The organism is Pseudomonas sp. C7.1, from assembly GCF_056312395.1.
On the sequence record NZ_JBWDTL010000003.1, the window covers coordinates 610416 to 632649 of the forward strand.

Genomic DNA, 22234 nt, shown 5'->3' on the forward strand with positions numbered 1-22234 from the left:
CTTCTTAAATGAACGTACCCACATTGTCTGGAATGTGGTTTGGGCGGATTCCCTGCCCTGAATCAACAGGAATTAAAATGAGCGAAAGCTTTGCTGAACTGTTTGAAGAAAGCCTAAAAACCCTGAATCTTCAGGCTGGCTCGATCATCACCGCTATCATCGTCGACATCGATTACCAAGCTGGTTGGGTAACCGTTCACGCTGGTTTGAAGTCTGAAGGCCTCATCCCGTTGGAACAGTTCCACAACGACGCTGGCGAGCTGACCATCAAGGTCGGTGACGAAGTTCACGTTGCCCTGGACGCGGTTGAAGATGGCTTTGGTGAAACCAAGCTGTCCCGCGAAAAAGCCAAACGTGCCGAGTGCTGGATCGTTCTGGAAGCAGCTTTCGCCGCTGAGGAAGTGGTTACGGGCGTTATCAACGGTAAGGTTAAGGGCGGCTTCACTGTCGACGTTAACGGCATCCGTGCGTTCCTCCCCGGTTCCTTGGTCGATGTCCGTCCGGTGCGTGATACCACCCACCTGGAAGGCAAAGAGCTCGAATTCAAAGTTATCAAGCTGGACCAGAAGCGCAACAACGTTGTCGTTTCCCGCCGCAGCGTGCTGGAAGCCGAGAACAGCGCCGAGCGCGAAGCTCTGCTGGAATCCCTGCAGGAAGGTCAGCAAGTCAAAGGTATCGTCAAGAACCTCACCGACTACGGCGCGTTCGTGGATCTGGGTGGCGTCGACGGTCTGCTGCACATCACCGACATGGCGTGGAAGCGCATCAAGCATCCGTCGGAAATCGTCAACGTTGGCGACGAGATCGACGTCAAGATCCTCAAGTACGATCGCGAGCGCAACCGTGTTTCCCTCGGCCTCAAGCAGCTGGGCGAAGATCCATGGGTTGCCATCAAGGCGCGTTACCCGCAGGACACCCGTGTTACTGCGCGCGTAACCAACCTGACCGACTACGGCTGCTTCGCAGAGCTGGAAGAAGGCGTGGAAGGCCTGGTACACGTATCCGAAATGGATTGGACCAACAAAAACATCCATCCTTCGAAAGTCGTTAACGTCGGCGACGAAGTGGAAGTTATGGTTCTGGATATCGACGAAGAGCGTCGTCGTATCTCCCTGGGTATCAAGCAGTGCAAAACTAACCCGTGGGAAGATTTCTCCGGTCAGTTCAACAAGGGCGATAAAATCTCCGGCACCATCAAGTCGATCACCGATTTCGGTATCTTCATTGGTCTGGATGGCGGCATCGACGGCCTCGTTCACCTGTCCGACATCTCCTGGAACGAAGTAGGCGAAGAAGCTGTACGCCGCTTCAAGAAAGGCGACGAGCTGGAAACCGTTATCCTCTCCGTTGATCCGGAGCGTGAGCGTATTTCCCTCGGCATCAAGCAGCTGGAAGAAGATCCGTTCTCCGACTACGTTGCTGTTAACGATAAAGGCACCATCGTGCGCGGTATCGTTAAAGAAGTTGACGCCAAAGGCGCCATCATCACCTTGGCCGAAGGCATCGAAGCCACTCTGAAAGCCTCCGAAATCAGCCGTGACCGTGTTGAAGATGCGCGCAACGTGCTGAAAGAAGGCGAGGAAGTTGAAGCCAAGATCATCAGCGTTGACCGTAAGAGCCGCGTAATCAGCTTGTCGGTTAAGTCGAAAGACGTTGAAGACGAAAAAGAAGCCATCAAAGAAATGCGCAAGCAGGAAGTTGAAACTGCGGGTCCAACCACCCTTGGTGATCTGCTCCGCGCACAAATGGAAAAACAGAACTAAGTTCGGTTAATCCAGAAAAAAGGGCGACTTCGGTCGCCCTTTTTGCGTCCTGAAGAAAAGTGGAGCCTCAACCAGGTAATGCCCTGGGGCGGCTGTGCACAAGCTTGTGGGGGCGCCTTAGTGGTGCGGCAATCTTGTGGCCACAACATTCCTTTAAAAGCGCGGCCAGCACTTGGGGGCTGCAAATTTTCAGGCTGTTCAAATCTGACTTAGCATGCTAAAACCGTTCTATCTAGTGATCTAGCCGCTTGAAAAAGAAGGGAAAAACCATGACCAAGTCGGAGTTGATCGAGCGCATCGTTACCCACCAAGGTCAGCTTTCGTCCAAGGATGTGGAGCTGGCCATCAAGACCATGCTGGAGCAGATGTCCCAGGCATTGTCGACCGGTGATCGCATCGAAATCCGGGGTTTCGGCAGCTTCTCGCTGCACTACCGTGCGCCGCGTGTAGGGCGTAACCCGAAAACGGGTGATTCGGTGCGCCTCGATGGCAAGTTCGTGCCGCATTTCAAACCGGGCAAAGAACTACGTGATCGGGTGAACGAGGACGAGTAACCGCCGTTTGCTATATTCGGATCGGAACTAGCCTGGGGTGGTGTGTAGCGAGCGCTGCAGTTGCTTCTGTAGTGTTCACTTCTCGAATAGAGGCGCCAACCTTCGACTGGCCTCTCACCCGCTTGTATGTTGTGTGTTTTCCCTGGCGTTATAGATCTGCGCCAGATGGGGCATGTTATGCGATATGCACTCTGCCCAAAATATTTGTGCTGATGTAATCAATTTGTAGTGATCTTGGGAACATTGCTGGAAAAGAACTGCCATATTCCCTTCACGCATCGGGATGCGTGCTCGCCGTGTCGCTAGTGCGGCATATGGAGGCTCATGGAAGCGCGATAGAAACCTATTCATCTTGGAGCTTCCCTGATAATGCAGGACCCTTCCCAGCGTTCGTTTCGCGACGATGAAATCGACTTGGTCGAGCTGCTTCACTCCCTGTTCAAGCAAAAATTCCTGATTTTGGCTGTGGCTGGTGTCGTGACCCTGATTGCGGCTGGTTATGCTTTCCTGGCAACACCTTATTACCAGGTGCAGAGTGTGCTGCGCCCCGTTGACCGTGGCAGCCTTGATGAACTCAATGGCACCGGTGTCTATGAGTTGACGCCCACCGAGGCGCTTAATCTGGTTGGCGCGGGGCTGTCTTCCTATGAAAATCGTCTTGCGTTCTTTCGGGGCAATCAGGAACTTTTTGCTGGGCTGGTCAAGCCTGGCCGTTCGCTGGAGCAAATTTTTGAAGGGTTCAATGGTTCGGCCTTCACCATGCTGCAAGTCGACCCTAAAAAGGCCAGTGGCCAGGGCGAGTTTGTTGGGCTATCGCTGACATACCCGCAAGGTGTGGATGGTGTCGCGGTGGTCAATGGGTTGGTAACCTTTGTGCTGGATGCGGAGCGTGCGCGGATAAACGCCGATCTAAAGGTGTTGGTCGCCAACAGACTGTTCAATATTGAGCAAAGGATTGACGCGGCGCGGGCCAGCTACGAGGCCAGCAAAGAGTCGCAGATTGCCGTTTTGCTCGAGAAAGACACCCTGAGTCGTGCCCAGTTGCAGGATGAGCTGCAAGCCTTGCGGACAGAATTGAAAACGCGCCGCCAGTCTCGAATCATGGTGCTCGATGAGGCCATCCAGATTGCCGACTCATTGGGCATCAAAAAACCGACGACGCCTTCGTCCATGTCGGATTCGCAGCGCCAGGGGCAGGTTGTGCGCACCGAGGTAAATAGCCGGGAAATTCCGCTTTATTTTATGGGCAGCGAAGCATTAAAGGCTGAGCGGGATGCATTGAGCGCGCGCGAGTCGGATGATTTTGTAGAGCCGCGAATTTCCGAGATTGAGAAAGAGCTGGCATTGTTGGGACACAACCGTAAGGTCGAGGTGCTGGAAAAGCGCGAAAACGAAGACCTCTATCTCAAGGATCTTGCCAAGTGGCGCCAAGAGGCTGCACAGCTTAAAGGCATCAAGTTCGATAGTAGCCAGCTGCAGCTAGTTCGGCTGGATCAGCAGGCGCTCGAACCGCTCTCGGCGGCCAAGCCGAAGAAGGCGCTGATCATCGTTTTGGGGCTAGGTGTGGGTTTGATCTTGGGGGTTTTTGTTGCGCTATTGCGCAATATAGTTCGCCCAAGAGCCAAGGAGCCTGAGCTGGCTAGTGCCACGACTGTCGCAAACCATTAGGAGCACGCCATGCGTGCGAATCGCCGGCATGGCGGAGTGCCATAAGCCTCTGGTTAACGGCGCACGGGGCCGGTGCAATAGCAGCCCACTTATCGTTGGTTGTTGTGGCAGGTGTCACGCTATGCGCCCCCTTGCCATGCTGTGCCTTAATGCGTTGTCAAGACTTGTAATGTTATGCGGTGCTGGCACAATGCCGCGTAATCACTGCTAACAGGATTGGCGCAAGCCCTTGTGCTGTGTGCTTTCAAGCATCGGCCGAGTCGGATAACAAAAAATTAAGGACGTGATCCCCTTGTTGGCGAATCAGTGAAGCCCTATTACAAGATGGATCTTCCTCGTGAATGCAATTTCCCCTGCTATACAACACGGCGCCAGTGATGAAATCGATCTGGCAGCATTAGCGCGCGCGCTCTGGCAGCAAAAGCTGCTGATCATGCTGATAACCGCTGTCGTCACCTTGGCGGCGGCAGCCTATGCCTTTTTGGCTACCGCTGAATACCAAGTGCAAAGCATAGTGCGCCCTGCGGTGATCAAGGACCTTGATGAGCTAAACCGCACCGGGGTGTATAAGCTTACGCCAGCTCAGGCTATGCGACGTGTTGGTGCTGCTCTGGAGTCCTACGACAGTCGCTTGGAGTTTTTCCGCTCCAATCAGGCACTGTTCGAGGCACTGCGCCAGCCCAATCGCAGCCTTGAGCAAACCTTTGAGCGCTTTAATGAAAAAGCCTTCACGATGCTTCAGCCTGATCCGAAGAAGGCAGATAACCTCAGCGCCTATGTCGGTATCCAGTTGACCTACCCTGAGGATGTCAACGGTGTCGCCTTGGTCAACGGCCTAGTTGAACATGCGTTCCAGCTTGAACGTGAGCGTATTGCCGCTGATTTGGCCGTGGTTATTCAGAACCGCCTCAACCAGCTCGACTTGCAGATAAGCGCTGCACGTGCCAGCTATGAGGCGACCAAAGAGTCGCAAATCGCCAAGTTGCTTGAGGCCGATAGCCTAAAGCGCGCCGAATTACAGGATGAACTTAAAGCCTTGCGCCAGCAGCTGAAAACGCGGCGGGATAATCGTATTGCCCAGCTGGATGAAGCCATTCGCATCTCCAAGTCGCTCGGCATCACCAAACCGACCACCCCTTCGGCCCTCGGTGAGGGCGAGCGTTCAGGGCAGGGCAGTGTGATACGCACGGAAGTTAACAACCAGCAGATCCCCCTCTACTTTATGGGCAGTGAGGCGCTGGAAGCTGAGCGTAATGCCTTGTTGCAACGGCGCTCCGATGACTTTACCGAGCCGCGTGTGGCGCAGATTGCCAAAGAGTTGCAACTGTTAACGAACAATCGTCAGGTTGAAGTGCTCAACAAGCGTGAGAACGAAGACCTGTTTCTCAAGAAATTGGCTGTCTGGCGTGAGGAGGCAGCACGCTTGCGCAGCCTCAACGTCGATGTATCAGGCCTGAAGCTGGCCACGATCGATCAGCCGGCTACCCAGCCGATCAAGCCGGTAAAGCCCAAGAAGCTGCTTATCCTGGTTTTGGGGATGGTGCTGGGGGGCATGCTCGGCCTGTTCGTTGCCTTGCTGCGTAATATGTTGCGCAGCAAACCCGTAGAGCCGGGATTGGCTTAGCGCCTGTTCCCCCGCTGCCTGCTACGGCGCTCCAAAGCAGGCAGTGGAGGTTTGATTGCAAGCAAGTGAGTAGTTAACGGACTGACGCAGATCGATAACATGGCCTACCCAGAAATTCTGCACCACGGTGCGACCAGCGGCGTGACCGGCTCCTGCCATCAGTTGCTGATGGATGCCCGGCACAGCCTGCTGATCGACTGCGGCCTGTTTCAGGGGGGCGAAACCTCTGTCGAGAGCAAATCTGCGGCAGATCGTCTAGCCATTGAGTTCCCGCTGGATAGCATCAAGGCTCTGGTCGCCACCCATGTGCATATCGACCATGTCGGGCGTATTCCTTACTTGCTGGCCGCCGGTTTCAAAGGGCCGATCCTCTGCAGCGAACCCTCGGCCAAACTGCTGCCCATCGTGCTTGAGGATGCCTTCAAACTGGGTTTCAGCCGTGACCAGAAGCAGGTCGAGCGCTACATCAAGCTGATTGAGCAGCGCATTATCGCCTTGCCCTACAAAGCCTGGTTCAGCCTGATCGATACACCACAGCTCAAGGCCAAGATTCGCTTGCAGCGTGCCGGGCATATCCTCGGTTCGGCCTATGTGGAAATCGATCTGCATTACCTCGAGGCCGGTGAAAAAAAGCGCATCGTCTTCTCCGGCGACCTCGGTGCACCCCATGCGCCACTGTTGCCAGCACCCAAGCCGCCATACCGCGCCGACATTCTGGTGATCGAAAGCACCTACGGCGACCGCCTGCACGAAGACCGCCGCACCCGCCGGCAGCGTCTGGAGCGCGTTATCGAACACGCACTGGCCAACAACGGCACGGTGCTGATCCCCGCCTTCAGCATCGGCCGCACCCAGGAACTGCTCTACGAACTGGAAGACATCATCAACCGCAAAAACCTTGATGCCGACAACAAAAGGCAGGCAAACAGCGCCGCTCTTAATCCCCCTCTCCCCTCGGGAGACGACTGCATGGATGCAGGAGGTAGGGCGACGCAGGATGCCAAAGCCGAGGGGCTAGGGGCGCCCGGCGTAGGGGTGAGTGCTGTTAACAAGGGAGCGGCGAACAGAGCCGCTGTTAGTCCCCTCTCCCCCCGGGAGAGGGGCTAGGGGTGAGGGAAAGCGGGGTGAGGGCTAAAACCAGCAGTCACGACGTTCCATCCCCCGACTGGCCCACCCTCCCAATCATCCTCGACTCCCCCCTGGCCAGCCGCTTCACTCAGGTCTACCGGGAGCTTGATGAGTTCTGGGATAACGAAGTACTGCAGCGCGTCAAGCAAGGCCGTAATCCGCTGGGCTTCGAGCAATTGCTCACCGTCGACAGCCACCAGGCCCATCTGGCCATGGTGCGTCATCTGGCGTCTACCGCTCGTCCAGCCATCGTCATCACAGGGAGCGGAATGTGTAGCAGCGGTCGAATCGTCAATTACCTGAAAGCCATGCTCCATGATCCTCGGCATGACGTGCTCTTTATCGGCTACCAAGCGCAAGGAACCCCCGGCCGCGCCATGCAGATATATGGTGAGCGCGGCGGTTACGTGGGTTTAGACGGAGAGCGCTACAAGATTGGCGCTAAAGTCCATACCATAGGCGGCTACTCCGCCCATGCGGATCAACAAGGCCTGCTCGGTTTTGTCACGCGCATGCACCGCTGGCCCAGCCAGGTGCGTATCGTGCACGGCGAAAGCAATGCCAAGCGCGAACTCGGTGAGCGCCTGAAAGCCCTCTACAAAAAGGCTCAACGGAATCTGGAGCTGTTAATCCCAAGCGGCACTAACGATGCCTAAGGAAGGTCTGAAAAAGTCCTGCGTCGGTAAATGTAGCCCAGTAATCGTGCGGCTACAGACCTGCCATTTCGTAGAAAACGGGCTTTTTCAGAGCTTCCCTGACTGTAGGAGCCAGCTTGCTGGCGATAGTGGTTGTCCCTATACAGTGTGGGAAATGCCGTAAACCGTACTCGAATCTATGGGTGGGTGCGGTAGTAAAAAATGTCAGGGGCATTTCGTTAACGGCTATTGTCTGGCGAACCGGCACCTGGCAACACACAGACATGTGGCCTCAACGGCCTAGAACCCTTCCTATCCATCCTAGCGGTTGGTCAGGGAGAACGGATCATGCACCGGCTAAATCGGCCAGTTGCAAACAGGAGTGAACAGTCGGTCTGCAGATGTTGCACCGATTTGCTTGTTACCCATATGAATCAGAGCACCACAAATATTCTCTGCACTGCAGATACGGCCCCAGCCTGGTACCTCGTGCATTGCAAGCCCCGCCAGGATGCGCGTGCAGAAGAGCACCTGCTGCGCCAGGGGTATGCCTGCTACCGACCGCAGCACAGCTGCGAACGCATTGTGCGCGGCCGTCGGCAAACCGTCAGCGAGTCGCTGTTCCCTGGTTACCTGTTTATTCAGCTGGCAGCCGATGCCAACTGGTCACCCCTGCGTTCGACCCGTGGGGTCAGCCGCATAGTGGCTTTCGGCGGCATGCCGCTGCGGCTCGACAACAGCCTGATTGCACAGCTGCAGCAACGTACGATAGCAGCCGTTAAACCAGCCCTTGAGGCAGGGGATAGCGTGCGCATTACCCAAGGCGGCTTTGCCGAACTGGACGCCATCTTTGTCGCCATGGATGGCGAGCAGCGCGTGCTACTGCTGCTCAATATGCTCAACCGCCAGCAGCAGATCAGCATGCCGCTGATGAGCGTGGTAAAGAACTGAACACCCTCGGCATTGGCCGAGACCAAGGCAACACCCTGGCCATGCCAGTAAAATTTGATGATTGTGACGTTCTCAAGAAACCAACGGTAAATCTTGGGGCGGTAGCGTGTCTGATGCAGATCAAACCTCCATCCGCGCATGCACTGAAGGATAGAGTCGCGCGCCCCTGTAGAGGGCCGCGCCCGCTCCTGACGGGCTTGCGGCATTTCCCACAGCCATGTGGGTCACGCACCCCGTCGCGAAAGCGTGCGCAGTCCGCTCTGAGAGAAAACCAACTGGCCCAATTTGTTTGAATCGAGCAGCCCATGACTAGTGCCGATATCCGCTGGCAGCAGCGACTGAACAACTTCAGCAAGGCGATGCGGCAACTCGATGAGGCCATCGAGCTGATGTGCCAACGCGACCTGTCAAAGCTGGAAAAACAGGGTGTTATTCAGGGCTTTGAATACAGCTACGAGTTGGGTTGGAACACCCTGAAGGACTTTCTCGTCTGGCAGGGCATCGAGGGTATTGTCGGTTCTCGTGACTGTATCCGTGAAGCCTTCAGCAAAGGCTTGATCAGTGACGGACAAGGCTGGATGCATATGCTCGCCGACCGCAACCGCACCTCGCACACCTACAACGAAGAAACAGCAGAAGCCATCCTGCTCAATATAAGGCAGCAGCATCATCCGTTGCTCAAAGAGTTGCAGCACACCCTGTCCGCGCGCGTCGAGTTGAGCACATGAGCACATGAGCACGTCAGACACGGGCTTGTCGCCTCAGACGGTCGAAGCCATTCAGCAGCTCTTCATGCGCTTCCCCGCAATCGAGGCGGCGCTGCTTTATGGTTCGCGAGCCAAAGGCAACTATCGACCAGGCTCGGACATCGATCTCACGCTCAAAGGTGAACACCTGACGTATCAGGATCTGCTCGATATCGAGCTGGCTCTGGACGATTTACTACTGCCTTACAAGATCGACCTCTCGCTCCATCGGCATTTGGACAACCCGGCCTTGATCGAACATATCGATCGCGTAGGCCTACCGCTCTATGAGCGGCAGGCGTAACCCCTGTAGCAGGGCCGCCCAGCGGAGAGAACGGGCACAGCCCGCTCGGAGAGAAAATCGACTTTGCTCCTGGTTTCGCCAGCATGATGCTTCTGCTTATTAGGCGGGCGTTGCCCGTCATCGCCAAGGCGCGATCCTGACAGAGAGTTAGTCGTAGCAAAAGCGTGGGTAGGTAATGCTCCAGCACAATCCTCATTTTCTAGCTTGAATGAAGGCTCCATGGTTATAACTGACCAAGACATCTGCTGGTAGCCGCGCCTGCTCAACTACATCCGGGCATTCAGGCACAGCTATCGCGAGCGGTGAAGCTGGCACAATCACGAACTGAGCGAGCTGGAAAAACTGGGACTGATCCAAACACTTGAGTTTATTTTTTGAGTTGGCCTGGAACCTGATGAGGGACTACTTCCTCTACCCGGGAAAACCTGCCACCACCGGCTCTCGCGATGCCATTCGTACGGCACTTAAGCAAGGGTGATGCTGATGGCGAAGACTGGATGGAGATGATCAAAATCCGCAGACAGTGCACACGTACAACGAATCCATCGCCAACGAGATCACAGGCAAGATCATTGCGCAGTACCACGACCTGTTTCAGAAATTTCAGAAACATATGCAAAATCTGGCTGATCAGGCATGACCGACCGATTCAGCTTTGGCTTGCCAGCCTATGCGGTCGAAATGCTGCGCGGGATTTTTCAGGGCTAGCCGCAGATCCAGCGAGTACTGCTCTACGGCTCGCGCGCCAAGGGCAACTATCGTTCCGGCTCTAACCATAGAAGGCGAGGAGCTCACACTTACGCAACTGCTAACGATCGAAAATCACATTGACAACCTGCTACTGCCCCCGGATGGTGGACATTTCGTTCAAGCACCAAATCGACAATAGCTCGTTACTCGAACACATCGAGCGCGTAGGCGTGCTTTTTATACTCGGCAGGTGTAAAGAACTCCCCCATAGGTGAGCATCTCGATGTAGATATTTTATTTTAAGCCGTATGCCGTGTTAGTCTGAATGTGGGTTTTAAATGAAAGCTCTGTTTTGTGTTTTTAAGTATAGATTCAGGATGGTTACTAATGAGCACCATTAGCCGGTGTAATTATAAATATTATCCACTATTGACCTCTTTTTTATCTGTAGAAAGTGATGAATAAATTTAAAGTAGCAAAAGCCATTTCGTTTTTATGGATAAGCTCTTTTGCTGGTGCGGGTCTGGCGTTTATAACACAAATTTTGCTTGCTAGGAATTTGGGTGTAGAAGGGTTTGGGGTTTTTTCTTCGGCACTGGCTACTGTCACACTTTTGAGTCCTGTTGCTGGATTTGGTGTTGCGTCTTTGTGGTTAAAGGTTTTTGGGTTGGAAGGTGTAGGGGGTGGGCGTTGGCTAAAGTCATCATTTATCTTTGTTTTGATCTCTACTGCTTTAATTCTCGTGATAGTTTTCTTGTGGGCTATTTTTGGTTTTCATGATGATTTAAGTCGCGCTTTAATACTGATACTGGCTGTATGTGTCCTAGGTCAGGTTTCGACTGAGTTGGTGAGCAGTAAGTTTCAGCTCGAAGAGCGATATTTGGAAATGGCTGCATGGCAACTTTTGCCGCACTGCGGTCGTTTTTTTTTAGTGGCATCTATTTTTTACTTATTGGGATCATTTGCTCATCTTAGTCAAGTGGCCTTTGCCTATTCTGCTACATCTATTTTTATCATGTTTTTGGCGTTAATAGTGTTTAAGAAAATGGGAGCGGGTGGTTTTATATTGAAGGAGCGCCCTGATGTTAAAGTTGCTTTTTCGCCCAAGACTTTGATAAGCCTAAAGGACGTTCTAAGGAGCGCATGGCCATTTGGTGTCGGTGCTTTCGCGCATTTGATTTATTTTCAGAGTGATATAATTTTGATTAAATATATAGTGGGTGATAATGCTGCGGGTGAATATAACGTTGCTTTCACTATTATGTCTGCGGTTTATTTGTTTCCGAGTGTTATTTATCAGAAATTCCTCATGCCCAAGATACATCGGTGGTCATATTATGATAAGAATAAATTTTATTTGGTTTATAAAAGGGGGAGCTTATGGATGTTGTTTTTTGGTTTTCTTGCTATGTGTGCAATATGGGGGTTTGGAGATTGGGGCGTTGAATTTTTATTTGGCTCGGAATACTCCTTGTCCGCTAAGTTGCTAAATGTATTGGCAGTTTCAGTGCCTGTTATTTTTTTGGCATTAAGTGCGGGATCTGTTTTAGTAACGCAAGAGCATATGGTTGAGAAAGTTAAGTATATGATTTTTGTCGCGTTCGTTAATGTAGTTCTTAATTTCTCCTTCATTCCGATTTGGGGGGCGGAAGGAGCTGCAGTAGCAACAGTACTAAGCAATTTTATATTGCTGGCACTCTACTTGTACGGTGCTAGTAAAAAGGTATTTATGATAAAGGTTTTCGGTAAATGAATTATTCGGTTCTGGAAGATCCAACGCTTGTATTAAAGGGCTTTTTGGATGAAAACTCGGTTCCATACAAGATGGATTTTGTTTTGAAATATGAAACGTATTTCAAAACAGGGGGTCGTGCTAGCTTTTACATTATGCCTGTATGTTTGGAAAGTTTAGTAAACCTTATTTCACACATGCGTCAAATAAATATAGAGTACAAGATTATTGGTTTAAGTACGAATGTCTTTTTTCTGGATGAGTTGGATTATGGAGTAATAATTACAACGAAAAACCTCACTGGCTGCTCAGTGAATGGTAATAAAGTTGAGGTGGGTTGTGGCTATGCGTTATATGATTTTGTAAGAGTTGCCCTTATTCATGGCCTTGGTGGGGTTGAAGGCTTAGAGGGAGTTCCGGGTAGTCTGGGAGGTGGTATAGCCATGAATGCTGGCGCTTATGGTTATACAATCTCGGATCACCTACTTCGAGTTACTTGCATCGACTCCACAGGGGGTATTTTAATACTTGACAAGGATCAGTGCGGGTTTAGTTTTCGTAATTCAATATTTAAAGGGAATTCTAATTACGTAATTCTTTCTGCAGTGTTCGAGCTTTTAACTGCGTCTAGAAGAAGATCTGCCGATCGTATCGAGACCTACCACATAGCAAGACACTCTTATCAAGAATTTGCTTTTCCAAATTTGGGGAGTATGTTTTCTGTTAAAGGAGATTTCTATCGTGAAATTTTTAAAGGGGATGTCAAATATAACTTCCTTTGTTATATTTTAAAGTTTTTTTTAAAAAACCCTGTATCTAAATTCATATTTAGGAAGAAGCCCAATAACAAGATATTCAATCGTCTGGCTCAGGTATACATGTCTATTAGTGATTTGGGTTATCAACCCTCGCCTAAATCAATGAACATTTTAATAAATGATGGGGTCTCTACTCTTGATGATACGTTGGGTTATATTAATGTTGTTCGTGGGAAATTAAATAAAAATACGTTAATTGAGAACGAAATAATTATATCGCCGCTCCGATGGGGAGAGGTATCTGATAAGAGTGTTTTGGATAAGGTAATTATTAAGGAGCTTCTGTGAGCATGAAAATTGCGTTGATAACCATACATTATGCTAATAGCTACGGTGGCTGCTTGCAGGCGCTAGCGTCGCAGGCAGTGTTGTCTAAGTATGGTGATGTGAAAATAATTAATTATAAGAGTAAGGAGCTCGAAAAGACGTTGAGCGTCATAAGGTTTGGCTGGAGACCGAGGGATATACTTCGAGTCGGTAAGGATGTGTTTAGGTTTTTTCCTCGCCGAAGATTGATCGCTAAATTTAAGATTTTTATGAGCGAAAGATATAATCTGACTCGCGAATTTAATAGTGCTGAGCAGTTGAAAGAGATTGTTGATCAATTCGATGTATTTGTATGTGGTAGCGATCAAATTTGGAATCCTCAAGTAGTCGGTAGTTTTGACTTGAATTACATGCTTTCCTTTGCTGGGGAAAAGAAGAAGTTTTCTTTATCGTCGAGCATGGGGTCTTATTGGTTCAATGAGGAAGAACTGAGTATAGCTACAACGCATTTGGCTGGCTTTTCTAGTGTTTCGGTTAGGGAGCAAGATGTTGCTGAAAAACTAAAATTAACTTTGTGTCGGGATGATATTAAGAAAACTTTGGATCCAACGCTTTTGCTTAAAAAAGAGCAGTGGTTAGATATTCTGGGTATAGACGATAATGATGGTGGCGAGTATATGTTTGTATATACTCTCAAGAAGAGTAAGTTGATTTGTGAGTCTGTTGAGAAAATTGCACGGCTGCTAAATTTGAAAATAGTTGCTATTGATCAAGATCCTTTCATAGGGTACGGGGCAGACTCGCATGTTATGGACGCAAGTCCTTGTGATTATATTCGGTTGATCGCAGGGGCTAAATTTGTTGTGACCAACTCTTTTCATGGTACGGCTTTTTCCGTGAATTTTAATATTCCATTTATTACTCTTCTTCCTGAGGCCGGATTAAATCGAATAAAGGGCTTTTTAGAGTCTGTTGGTTTGGAGGAGCGATTGGTAACGACTATTGATGCGATAGATACGGCCTTGAGTTCTAGTCTTGACTTTATAGTCGCCGAAGAAAAATTGGAGGTTATGCGAGTGGGGACATATGAGTATATAGAAGGTGCTTTAGGGGTGTTGAATTAGTGAAGAGTAATACTTTTTTGCGAGTAGGCTTATCTTGGTTTTTTGTTCTTTCGGTATTGTTGTTTTTGAGCTTGGCTAATACGCTTTTTGTTGTGCCGGTGGATAAACTTGCATTCATTGTGTTCTGTGTGTGTGTGACTGCCATTCTAAATAAAGGAATCCTCTTCAAAGGTGGAGAGTTGCTATTTTTTTTGGTGCTTGTTTCGTTCCTTATTTCTTATGCATTCTCCGTTGACGAGTTTTCTTTATATGGATTTGACTCGTATATAATATTTTTCTATATGTTTTGTTTTTTGCTTTTGTTTTCATCCCTTGAGAATAATTACCTTGCTGTTCTTGGCGTTTTTATCGCAGCCAGTTTTTTTTACATTCTGTTCGGGTTTGTATCTTGGGTTTATTCAGTGTTAGTCGGCGATATTTTTTTTGTACAGCCGCTCTACGGAAAGCAAATGGCTGATGTTTATGCAGCACTTTCCTTTTCAACGACCCAGCAGGTTTTTGGAACGATCACAGTTCTTGGCTTAATTTCTGTTGCTTGGATGGAAAGGTATAATATTGGCAGTAAATTTTTTAATTTGTTTTTTATAGTCATATCTTTGCTCGCAGTGCTGTCTTCACTTAATCGAGTATGGTTGCTATTTATTCCATTTTTTTTGCTTTTTTGGGGTGGGCGTAAAGTTATGTATGCTTTCGTTTTCCTAGGCTTACTATCTCTCCCTGTTTTTGTATTTTATTCGGATGTTATGTTCTCATTTGGCACTGTCCAGTCTAGATTTATGATGATTGATCATTTGATTTCTTTTTGGCTTGATCAAGATCTTAGGCACTTATTGTGGGGGCGGCCATTTTATTCGGGAGAATATTTTTTTATGCACGACCGGAGTTTTTCATATATCGAGAGTGGTCCATTTTATTTGCTTATTAAATTTGGATTGATTGGGGTGGGCTTGGTAAGTCTACTTTGCTTTTTGTGGGTGATATACCTTGCTAGATATTCTTTTTTTCTCGCGTTTTTTTCTTTTTATTATATTTTTCTAGTGCAGTTTATGACGCAGGAGTATTTATCAATAAGTTTCTGGCTTTATTGGGTTGTGGTAATTTGTTTGTGTCAGTTTGAAAAGAGTCGATTGGTTTCGGAGCGGTCCTTTGCGTAAATATATTTTCATCCATTTGTATAATGATCGAAGCGGAAGTCCAAAAGTTCTCTCGCAAGTAGTACGTGCCGTACATGAGCATGGGTATGGCGTTGAGGTGCTTGCTAGTAATCACTCCAATGGCTTTCTCGATGGTTTGCCAGGGCTTAGACGTTTTATTTTCTATAGGCGTTCCGAGAACAAATTTGTGACGTTGTTTTTTTACATGATTTCGCAGGTTTATTTGTTTTCTTATTGTTTGCGTTACTGGCGGCAGGATGCTGTGTTTTTTGTAAATACTATGATGCCATTTGGTGCTGCGCTTGCGGCTAAGTTTATGTGTAAGCCGGTTGTATATCATGTTCATGAGACGTCAATAAAGCCAAAGTTGCTTAAATTTTTTCTGCGCAAAATTATTGAGTTTACTGCTTCTAAGGTTATCTTTGTATCTGGGTATTTGCGAGGCGTAGAGTCTTTCAAATGCATGCCTCAGTTCATCGTACACAATGCGTTAGATTCTGATGTAAAGTATCTTGAGAGGGGAGGGAGGAAAGATTTTTTTAATGTTCTTATGGTATGTTCGTTGAAGGGTTACAAAGGTGTTATGGAATTTCTAAGTGTTGCGCAACTCCTTACTGAGCGAACTGATATCCGATTTACCTTGGTATTAAATGCTGATTACGCTGAAATTTGTGATTTTTTTGCTGCGGTGTCTATTCCGCACAATGTTTCTCTACTCCCGCGTCAGGCAGATGTAAAGCCGTTTTATAGCGAAGCATCGGTTCTGTTAAATCTCTCTCGACCTGATGAAGTGGTTGAAACTTTTGGGCTTACGATTATCGAAGGCATGGCGCAAGGTTTACCTGTTATCGTGCCCCCTATTGGAGGGCCTGCGGAGATTGTCACGGATGGAAAAGAGGGTTATCTAATTTCGTGCTATGAAATTGAAAGGATTGTTACTGCGCTCAAAAAAATGTCAGATGATCCTATTCTCCATCAACAGTTGGCTATTAACGCGCTTCAGCGTGCTCAGTCCTTTGACTTAAAATCATTTAATAAAAATATAGTGAAAGTTATTAGCTTATAGGGTTTTAATTTTGAGAAAACACCTTTATGTACTAGGTATCCGCGGTGTACCTGCACAGCATGGCGGATTTGAGACTTTCGCCGAAAAACTATGTCCTTTTCTGGTTATGCAGGGATGGCAAGTTACTGTTTATTGCCAAGAGAATGGTGAAGGTGATCGCTGGGAAAGTAACTGGCAAGGCGTGCGCCGTATCCACATTCCGGTCAGTCGGGATGGTGCAGCAGGTACTGTGATTTTTGACTGGAAGGCGACCCGTCACGCACTTTCTCAGCAGGGAATTTTCCTGACCCTAGGTTACAACACTGCAATTTTCAATTTAATGCAGCGCATCAAAGGGCAAAGCAATATCATCAATATGGATGGTATTGAGTGGCGTCGGGATAAATGGGGTGTTATCGCCAAAACTTGGTTCTGGCTTAACGAGCGCGCAGGCTGTTGGGTGGGGAATCATCTGGTAGCGGATCATCCGAAGATCAAGGATCATTTGGCCACCCGCGTTAATGCCGAGAAAATTACCATGATCCCTTATGGTGGTGATCAGGTGGAGGAGGCTGATGCCAATTTGCTTATGCCTTATGGTATTGAGCCACATCAGTACTCGATTATTATTGCTCGTCCCGAGCCGGAGAATTCTTTTCTGGAGATGGTCCGTGCGTTCAGTAAGACTCGACGTAACCACAAGTTGGTCGTTCTAGGTAATTTCACGCCGCAAAGCAATAGCTTTCATCGTCAAGTGATTGAAGCTGCCAGCGATGAGGTGATTTTTCCTGGGGCGATTTATGAGGCATCCATCGTTCAGGCGCTGCGGTTTTTCAGCCGCTTTTATCTGCATGGGCACCGTGTTGGCGGTACCAACCCCTCTCTGGTTGAAGGGCTGGGCGCAGGATGTGCGGTGATTGCTCACGATAACCACTTCAACCGCTGGGTGGCCGGTCCTGGCGCGACCTATTTTAAGGATGAGTCAGCCTGTGCGGCTGCGTTTGATAGCTTGTTGGCGGATGACGCGGCTATGGCGCGGATGAAGGCTGCAAGCCTGGCACGCTTTCATGAGCGTTTTACCTGGCCACAGGTATTACGCGAATACGAAGAGCTGCTGATCCGTTGGTACCCAAGCAAATAAGATGAGTACGTTATGATTTCTCGCATTCTTGCCACGGGCGGTGCCGGCTTTATCGGCTCCGCTGTAGTTCGCCACCTGATTGACAATACCGCCACCGAGGTGGCTAACCTCGACAAGCTGACCTATGCCGGCAATCTGGAGTCTTTGGCTTCAGTGTCCGATTCGCCTCGCTACCATTTCTATCAGGTGGATATCTGCGATGGTGCGGCGCTGGATGCTGTGTTTTCCGAGTTCAAGCCGACGGCGGTGATGCACCTGGCGGCGGAGTCCCATGTGGACCGCTCCATCGATGGCCCGGCGGATTTTATCCAGACCAATATCGTCGGCACCTACAGCCTGCTGGAGGCCAGCCGCCGTTATTGGAACGGCTTGGCGGACGAGCAGAAGGCAGCGTTCCGCTTTCATCATATTTCCACCGATGAGGTGTATGGCGACCTTGAGGGGACGGATGATCTGTTCACCGAAAGCACGTCCTATGCGCCCAGCTCGCCTTACTCAGCCTCCAAAGCCAGTTCCGACCATCTGGTACGTGCCTGGCAGCGTACCTATGGCCTGCCGGTGCTGTTGACCAATTGTTCGAACAACTACGGGCCGTTCCACTTCCCGGAGAAGCTGATCCCGCACGTTATCCTCAATGCGTTGGCGGGCAAGCCGTTACCCGTGTATGGCGACGGCTCGCAGATTCGTGACTGGCTGTATGTGGAAGACCATGCGCGGGCCCTGTGCGAGGTGGTAAGCCGCGGCGTGGTGGGGGAGACCTACAACATCGGCGGGCATAACGAGAAGCGCAATCTGCAGGTGGTGGAGGCGATCTGCGACTTGCTCGATGAGTTGGTACCGTTGAGTGCGGATCGCCAGCAAGCTGGCTCCTACAAACAGCTGATTACTTTTGTAAAAGATCGGCCAGGGCATGATCGCCGCTATGCCATCGACGCCAGCAAGATCGAGCGCGAGCTGGGCTGGAAGCCGCAAGAAACCTTCGAAACGGGGCTACGCAAGACCGTGCAGTGGTACCTCGATAATCGCCAGTGGTGGGAACGGGTACTGAGCGGTGAGTATCAGTTGGGACGCTTGGGAGAGCAGGCATGAAAGGCATTATTCTGGCCGGTGGTTCCGGCACGCGCTTACACCCCATTACCCGGGGTGTTTCCAAGCAATTGCTGCCGGTTTACGACAAACCGATGATCTACTACCCCTTGTCTGTGCTGATGCTGGCCGGCATTCGCGAGGTGTTGATCATTTCCACCCCGGAAGACTTGCCGAATTTCCGCAAGCTGCTGGGCGATGGTTCCGAGTTCGGCATCGAGTTGAGCTATGCCGAGCAGCCTTCGCCGGATGGCTTGGCGCAGGCGTTTCTAATCGGCGAGTCGTTTATCGGCGATAGTAGTGTGTGCCTGATCCTCGGCGACAATATCTTCTACGGCTATGGCTTCAGTTCCATGTTGCGCGATGCCGCCCAACGCGAAAGCGGTGCCACGGTATTCGGTTATCACGTGTCCGACCCCGAGCGCTTTGGTGTGGTGGAGTTCGACAGTGCCGGCAAGGCGATCTCGATCGAGGAGAAGCCTTCGGTACCCAAGTCCAACTATGCGGTGACCGGTTTGTATTTCTACGACAATTCGGTGGTGGAGATTGCCAAGCAGGTAAAACCGTCCCATCGCGGCGAGCTGGAAATCACCGATGTGAACAACGCCTACCTGCAGCGTGGCGATTTACATGTCAGTCTGCTCGGCCGTGGTTTCGCCTGGCTGGATACCGGTACCCATGATTCGCTGATGGAAGCCAGCCACTTCGTGCATACCATCGAGGCGCGCCAGGGCCTGAAGGTCGCCTGCCTGGAAGAAATCGCTTACCAACAGGGCTGGCTCGCCGCCGAGCAACTCGCCAGGCAGGCCGAAGCGCTTAGTAAAACCGGGTATGGACAATATCTTCAGCGTCTACTGACGCATGAGGCTGTTCTGTGAAGGTCATCGAAACAGCCTTGCCCGGTGTATTGATCATCGAGCCCAAGGTGTTTGGTGATCATCGTGGTTTTTTCCTCGAGACTTTTCAGGTCGAGCGTTATCGCCAGGTGGGCATCGATTTACCCTTTGTCCAGGACAACCACTCGCGCTCCCCGCGCGGGGTCTTGCGCGGTTTGCATTTCCAGCGCACCCGCCCTCAGGGCAAGCTGGTCAGCGTCAGCCGTGGTGCGGTGTATGACGTGGCCGTGGATATCGATCCGAAGTCGCCAACCTGCGGCCAGTTTGTGGGGGTGGAGCTGAACGACGAAAACCACCGTCAACTCTGGGTGCCGCCAGGCTATGCCCATGGCTTCTGTGTACTGAGCGAGGTGGCGGACTTCCAGTACAAGTGCACCGACCTGTACTTCCCGGAAGATGAGGGCGGTCTGATCTGGAATGACCCGGATGTGAATATTCCCTGGCCCATCAGCGAGCCGCAATTGTCGGCCAAGGATATGCAGAACCCCAGGTTGCGTGATTTGGTTCGTTAGGCAATGTGCTGAGGGGCCAAGGATGGCTAGTGTCGCGGCAGGGTTCAACTGTCGCAAACCTGTAGGAGCAAGCCATGCGTGCGAATCGCCAGCATGGCGGAGTACCGCCCAGCCGCGCCTGCAACCCACCGGCTAACGGCGCATGGGACTCTGCTACAAATGATCTGTGACACGATACTAGGGCGGGAGGCAGTGCTTATTCCAGCTTAATGCCCGTCAGCCAGGTTTTGCACTCTTACCCATGGTCGGTTTGTTGACCTGTAGCTCGGCTAGACCCCCTCTCTCGGGTGAGAGATTGTTTGGTGTTGCTGGGAATTGATGTACGGCGCGGACATTTCCCCCTCACCCCAGCCCTCTCCCCTAAGGGGCGAGGGAGTTGAATGTGTACGTCGGTAGGTGGCGGTGACAGTATGTAGGGCGCCCGGGATGCCGGCCGTTCAGGGGCGTAGCGGCAGCCCGCCCGCTTATGCCGCGACGATAAATCACGGTGCACTGCCTGCGGCGAGTGGCATCCTAGAGAGCTCAGCTCTCGGCTGCGACATCACGCCTGATATTTCCCCAGTCTTGAGATTTTTATATGCGTGTATTGATTACCGGTGCCCATGGCCAGGTCGGTCATGAGTTGATGCGCCTGGTGCCTGAGGGGTTCGAGGCTATAGGGATGAGCTCTACCGACCTGGATATTGCCGATGCGGCGCAAGTGGCGACGTTGGTTGAGCGGGTGCAACCGCAGCTGATTATCAATGCGGCGGCTTACACCGCTGTGGACAAGGCCGAGAGTGAGCCGGGGCAGGCCTACGCGGTGAACCGCGACGGGGTCGCCTATCTGGCGGCCGCCGCCGAGAGGCAGGGCGTCCCTTTGCTGCATATCTCCACCGACTATGTGTTTGCCGGGGATGCCACCACTCCTTATGACGAACAGGATGCAACTGCCCCCTCCGGTGTGTACGGCGCGAGCAAGTTGGCAGGTGAATTGGCCCTGGCGGCGGGCTGCAGCCGTTATATGATTCTGCGCACCAGCTGGGTGTTCGGTGCTCATGGCAACAACTTCGTCAAGACCATGCTTCGTCTGGGGCGTGAGCGTGATGAATTGTCGGTGGTGGCCGATCAGCAGGGCTGTCCGACCTCGGCGGCGAGTATCGCCCGCGCGCTGTGGACCCTGGCGCAGCAGTACCGGGAGAGCGGTGCCTTGCAGTGGGGACTCTATCACTACAGTGGCATGCCGGCCTGCAGTTGGCATGGCTTTGCGCAGGAAATCTTCGCCCAGGCCCACGAACTGGGCATGCTGCCACGGGTACCTGTGGTACATGGCATCAGCACGGCGCAGTACCCCACGCCGGCAAAGCGCCCGTCCTGGTCGGTCATGGATTGCAGCCGCTTGCAACAGGCCCAGCAGATAACGCCTGCCGATTGGCGCGATGAGTTGCGCGCAGTCTTGCTGGAGCTGGCAGGGCAGTAGCTGAGGGCAGCCTTGTTTTATCTATCTATTTTTTCGTCTTTAAGGTTCAAGGGTTTCACATGATTCGTAAATGCCTGTTCCCCGCAGCTGGTTATGGCACGCGTTTTCTCCCGGCTACCAAGGCCATGCCCAAGGAGATGCTGCCCATCGTAAACAAGCCGCTGATCCAGTATGGCGTCGAGGAGGCACACGCGGCCGGTCTGCAGCATATGGCGGTGATCACCGGGCGCGGCAAGCGTGCGCTGGAGGATCACTTTGATATCAGCTACGAGCTGGAGCATCAGATCCAGGGCACGGATAAAGAGCGTTATCTGGATAGCACGCGGCTGCTGATCGATGCCTGTACCTTTTCCTATACCCGCCAGGTGGAAATGAAGGGCCTCGGTCACGCGATTCTGTGCGGGCAGCACCTGATAGGTGATGAGCCCTTCGCCGTGGTGCTGGCCGATGATTTGTGCGTCAACCCCGGGGGCGACCCGGTGTTGTTGCAAATGATCGAGCTGTATCGCCAGTTCCGCTGTTCGATTGTCGCGATTCAGGAAGTACCCCGCGAGGAGGCTCACAAATATGGCGTGATCGCCGGCGAGATGATCCGCGATGATCTCTACCGCGTCAGTCATATGGTCGAGAAGCCAAAACCCGAGGAAGCCCCTTCCAACCTGGCCATTATCGGTCGCTATATCCTCACCCCCGATATCTTCTCGCTGATTGCCGATACACAGCCCGGCAAGGGCGGCGAGATTCAGATTACCGACGCTTTGATGAAACAAGCCCGGCAGGGCGCTGTGCTGGCTTACAAGTTCAAGGGGCGGCGTTTCGATTGTGGCAGTGCCGAAGGCTATGTCGAGGCGACTAATTACTGTTTTGAGCAGTTTTACAAGAAGGGGCAGTAGGCAGCCGCACGCTACATGATCCGTGAGAAAAGCTTTAGCGGCGA

At 51.3% G+C, this 22234-nt stretch carries 18 protein-coding genes and 1 pseudogene; all 19 read left to right on the forward strand.

Annotated features, from left to right (window positions below; genetic code table 11):
• The first annotated feature begins 77 nt into the window (after positions 1-77).
• The 19 genes and pseudogenes from rpsA to galU all read left to right on the forward strand — a co-directional run bounded on the left by rpsA (position 78) and on the right by galU (position 22190).
• Entirely contained in the window at positions 78-1763 is a 1686-nt protein-coding gene (gene rpsA, locus AC0T4W_RS06115) for a 30S ribosomal protein S1 (protein WP_339409884.1), read from the forward strand.
• A gap of 269 nt (positions 1764-2032) precedes the next feature.
• Positions 2033-2317 carry an integration host factor subunit beta gene (ihfB, locus tag AC0T4W_RS06120; RefSeq protein ID WP_090387490.1) on the forward strand — a complete coding sequence of 95 codons (285 nt, stop codon included), beginning with the start codon at positions 2033-2035 and terminating at the stop codon, positions 2315-2317.
• A 369-nt stretch (positions 2318-2686) separates the two neighbouring features.
• A complete protein-coding gene (locus AC0T4W_RS06125; RefSeq protein WP_476317460.1) occupies positions 2687-3985 on the forward strand; it encodes a Wzz/FepE/Etk N-terminal domain-containing protein in 1299 nt (432 codons plus the stop codon).
• Between the two features lie 337 nt (positions 3986-4322).
• Complete coding sequence (locus AC0T4W_RS06130) at positions 4323-5609, forward strand: Wzz/FepE/Etk N-terminal domain-containing protein (RefSeq protein WP_476317463.1); 1287 nt, start codon at positions 4323-4325, stop codon at positions 5607-5609.
• A gap of 99 nt (positions 5610-5708) precedes the next feature.
• Positions 5709-7393, forward strand: a pseudogene (locus tag AC0T4W_RS06135) (MBL fold metallo-hydrolase RNA specificity domain-containing protein).
• A 408-nt stretch (positions 7394-7801) separates the two neighbouring features.
• On the forward strand, positions 7802-8323 hold the full coding sequence (gene rfaH, locus AC0T4W_RS06140; protein ID WP_476317466.1) for a transcription/translation regulatory transformer protein RfaH: 522 nt from the start codon (positions 7802-7804) through the stop codon (positions 8321-8323).
• A 305-nt stretch (positions 8324-8628) separates the two neighbouring features.
• Positions 8629-9051: a nucleotidyltransferase substrate binding protein gene (locus AC0T4W_RS06145; protein WP_476317469.1), complete on the forward strand. Its 423-nt coding sequence runs from the start codon at positions 8629-8631 to the stop codon at positions 9049-9051.
• Between the two features lie 4 nt (positions 9052-9055).
• Positions 9056-9373, forward strand: coding sequence for a nucleotidyltransferase domain-containing protein (locus tag AC0T4W_RS06150; protein ID WP_476317472.1), 318 nt, complete (start codon positions 9056-9058; stop codon positions 9371-9373).
• A gap of 1147 nt (positions 9374-10520) precedes the next feature.
• The gene (locus tag AC0T4W_RS06155) at positions 10521-11816 is read left to right on the forward strand and encodes a flippase (RefSeq protein WP_476317475.1); all 1296 of its coding nucleotides are present in this window, start codon (positions 10521-10523) and stop codon (positions 11814-11816) included.
• A complete protein-coding gene (locus AC0T4W_RS06160) occupies positions 11813-12901 on the forward strand; it encodes an FAD-binding protein (protein WP_476317478.1) in 1089 nt (362 codons plus the stop codon). Before AC0T4W_RS06155 ends, AC0T4W_RS06160 begins: the two co-directional genes overlap by 4 nt.
• 2 nt (positions 12902-12903) lie before the next feature.
• Complete coding sequence (locus tag AC0T4W_RS06165) at positions 12904-14004, forward strand: polysaccharide pyruvyl transferase family protein (RefSeq protein WP_476323492.1); 1101 nt, start codon at positions 12904-12906, stop codon at positions 14002-14004.
• Complete coding sequence (locus AC0T4W_RS06170) at positions 14004-15158, forward strand: hypothetical protein (protein ID WP_476317481.1); 1155 nt, start codon at positions 14004-14006, stop codon at positions 15156-15158. Before AC0T4W_RS06165 ends, AC0T4W_RS06170 begins: the two co-directional genes overlap by 1 nt.
• Entirely contained in the window at positions 15151-16224 is a 1074-nt protein-coding gene (locus AC0T4W_RS06175) for a glycosyltransferase family 4 protein (RefSeq protein WP_476317484.1), read from the forward strand. The genes AC0T4W_RS06170 and AC0T4W_RS06175 overlap by 8 nt, the downstream gene beginning before the upstream one ends.
• Before the next feature lie 10 nt (positions 16225-16234).
• Positions 16235-17344 carry a DUF1972 domain-containing protein gene (locus AC0T4W_RS06180; protein ID WP_476317487.1) on the forward strand — a complete coding sequence of 370 codons (1110 nt, stop codon included), beginning with the start codon at positions 16235-16237 and terminating at the stop codon, positions 17342-17344.
• 12 nt (positions 17345-17356) lie between these two features.
• Positions 17357-18433: a dTDP-glucose 4,6-dehydratase gene (gene rfbB, locus AC0T4W_RS06185; protein WP_476317490.1), complete on the forward strand. Its 1077-nt coding sequence runs from the start codon at positions 17357-17359 to the stop codon at positions 18431-18433.
• Entirely contained in the window at positions 18430-19308 is an 879-nt protein-coding gene (gene rfbA, locus AC0T4W_RS06190; RefSeq protein WP_476317493.1) for a glucose-1-phosphate thymidylyltransferase RfbA, read from the forward strand. The genes rfbB and rfbA overlap by 4 nt, the downstream gene beginning before the upstream one ends.
• The gene (gene rfbC / locus AC0T4W_RS06195) at positions 19305-19838 is read left to right on the forward strand and encodes a dTDP-4-dehydrorhamnose 3,5-epimerase (RefSeq protein WP_476317496.1); all 534 of its coding nucleotides are present in this window, start codon (positions 19305-19307) and stop codon (positions 19836-19838) included. Before rfbA ends, rfbC begins: the two co-directional genes overlap by 4 nt.
• A gap of 577 nt (positions 19839-20415) precedes the next feature.
• The gene (gene rfbD / locus AC0T4W_RS06200; RefSeq protein ID WP_476317499.1) at positions 20416-21297 is read left to right on the forward strand and encodes a dTDP-4-dehydrorhamnose reductase; all 882 of its coding nucleotides are present in this window, start codon (positions 20416-20418) and stop codon (positions 21295-21297) included.
• Between the two features lie 59 nt (positions 21298-21356).
• Positions 21357-22190 (forward strand): UTP--glucose-1-phosphate uridylyltransferase GalU, encoded by an 834-nt coding sequence (gene galU / locus AC0T4W_RS06205; protein WP_476317502.1) that lies wholly within the window; start codon positions 21357-21359, stop codon positions 22188-22190.
• The last annotated feature ends 44 nt before the right edge of the window (positions 22191-22234 follow it).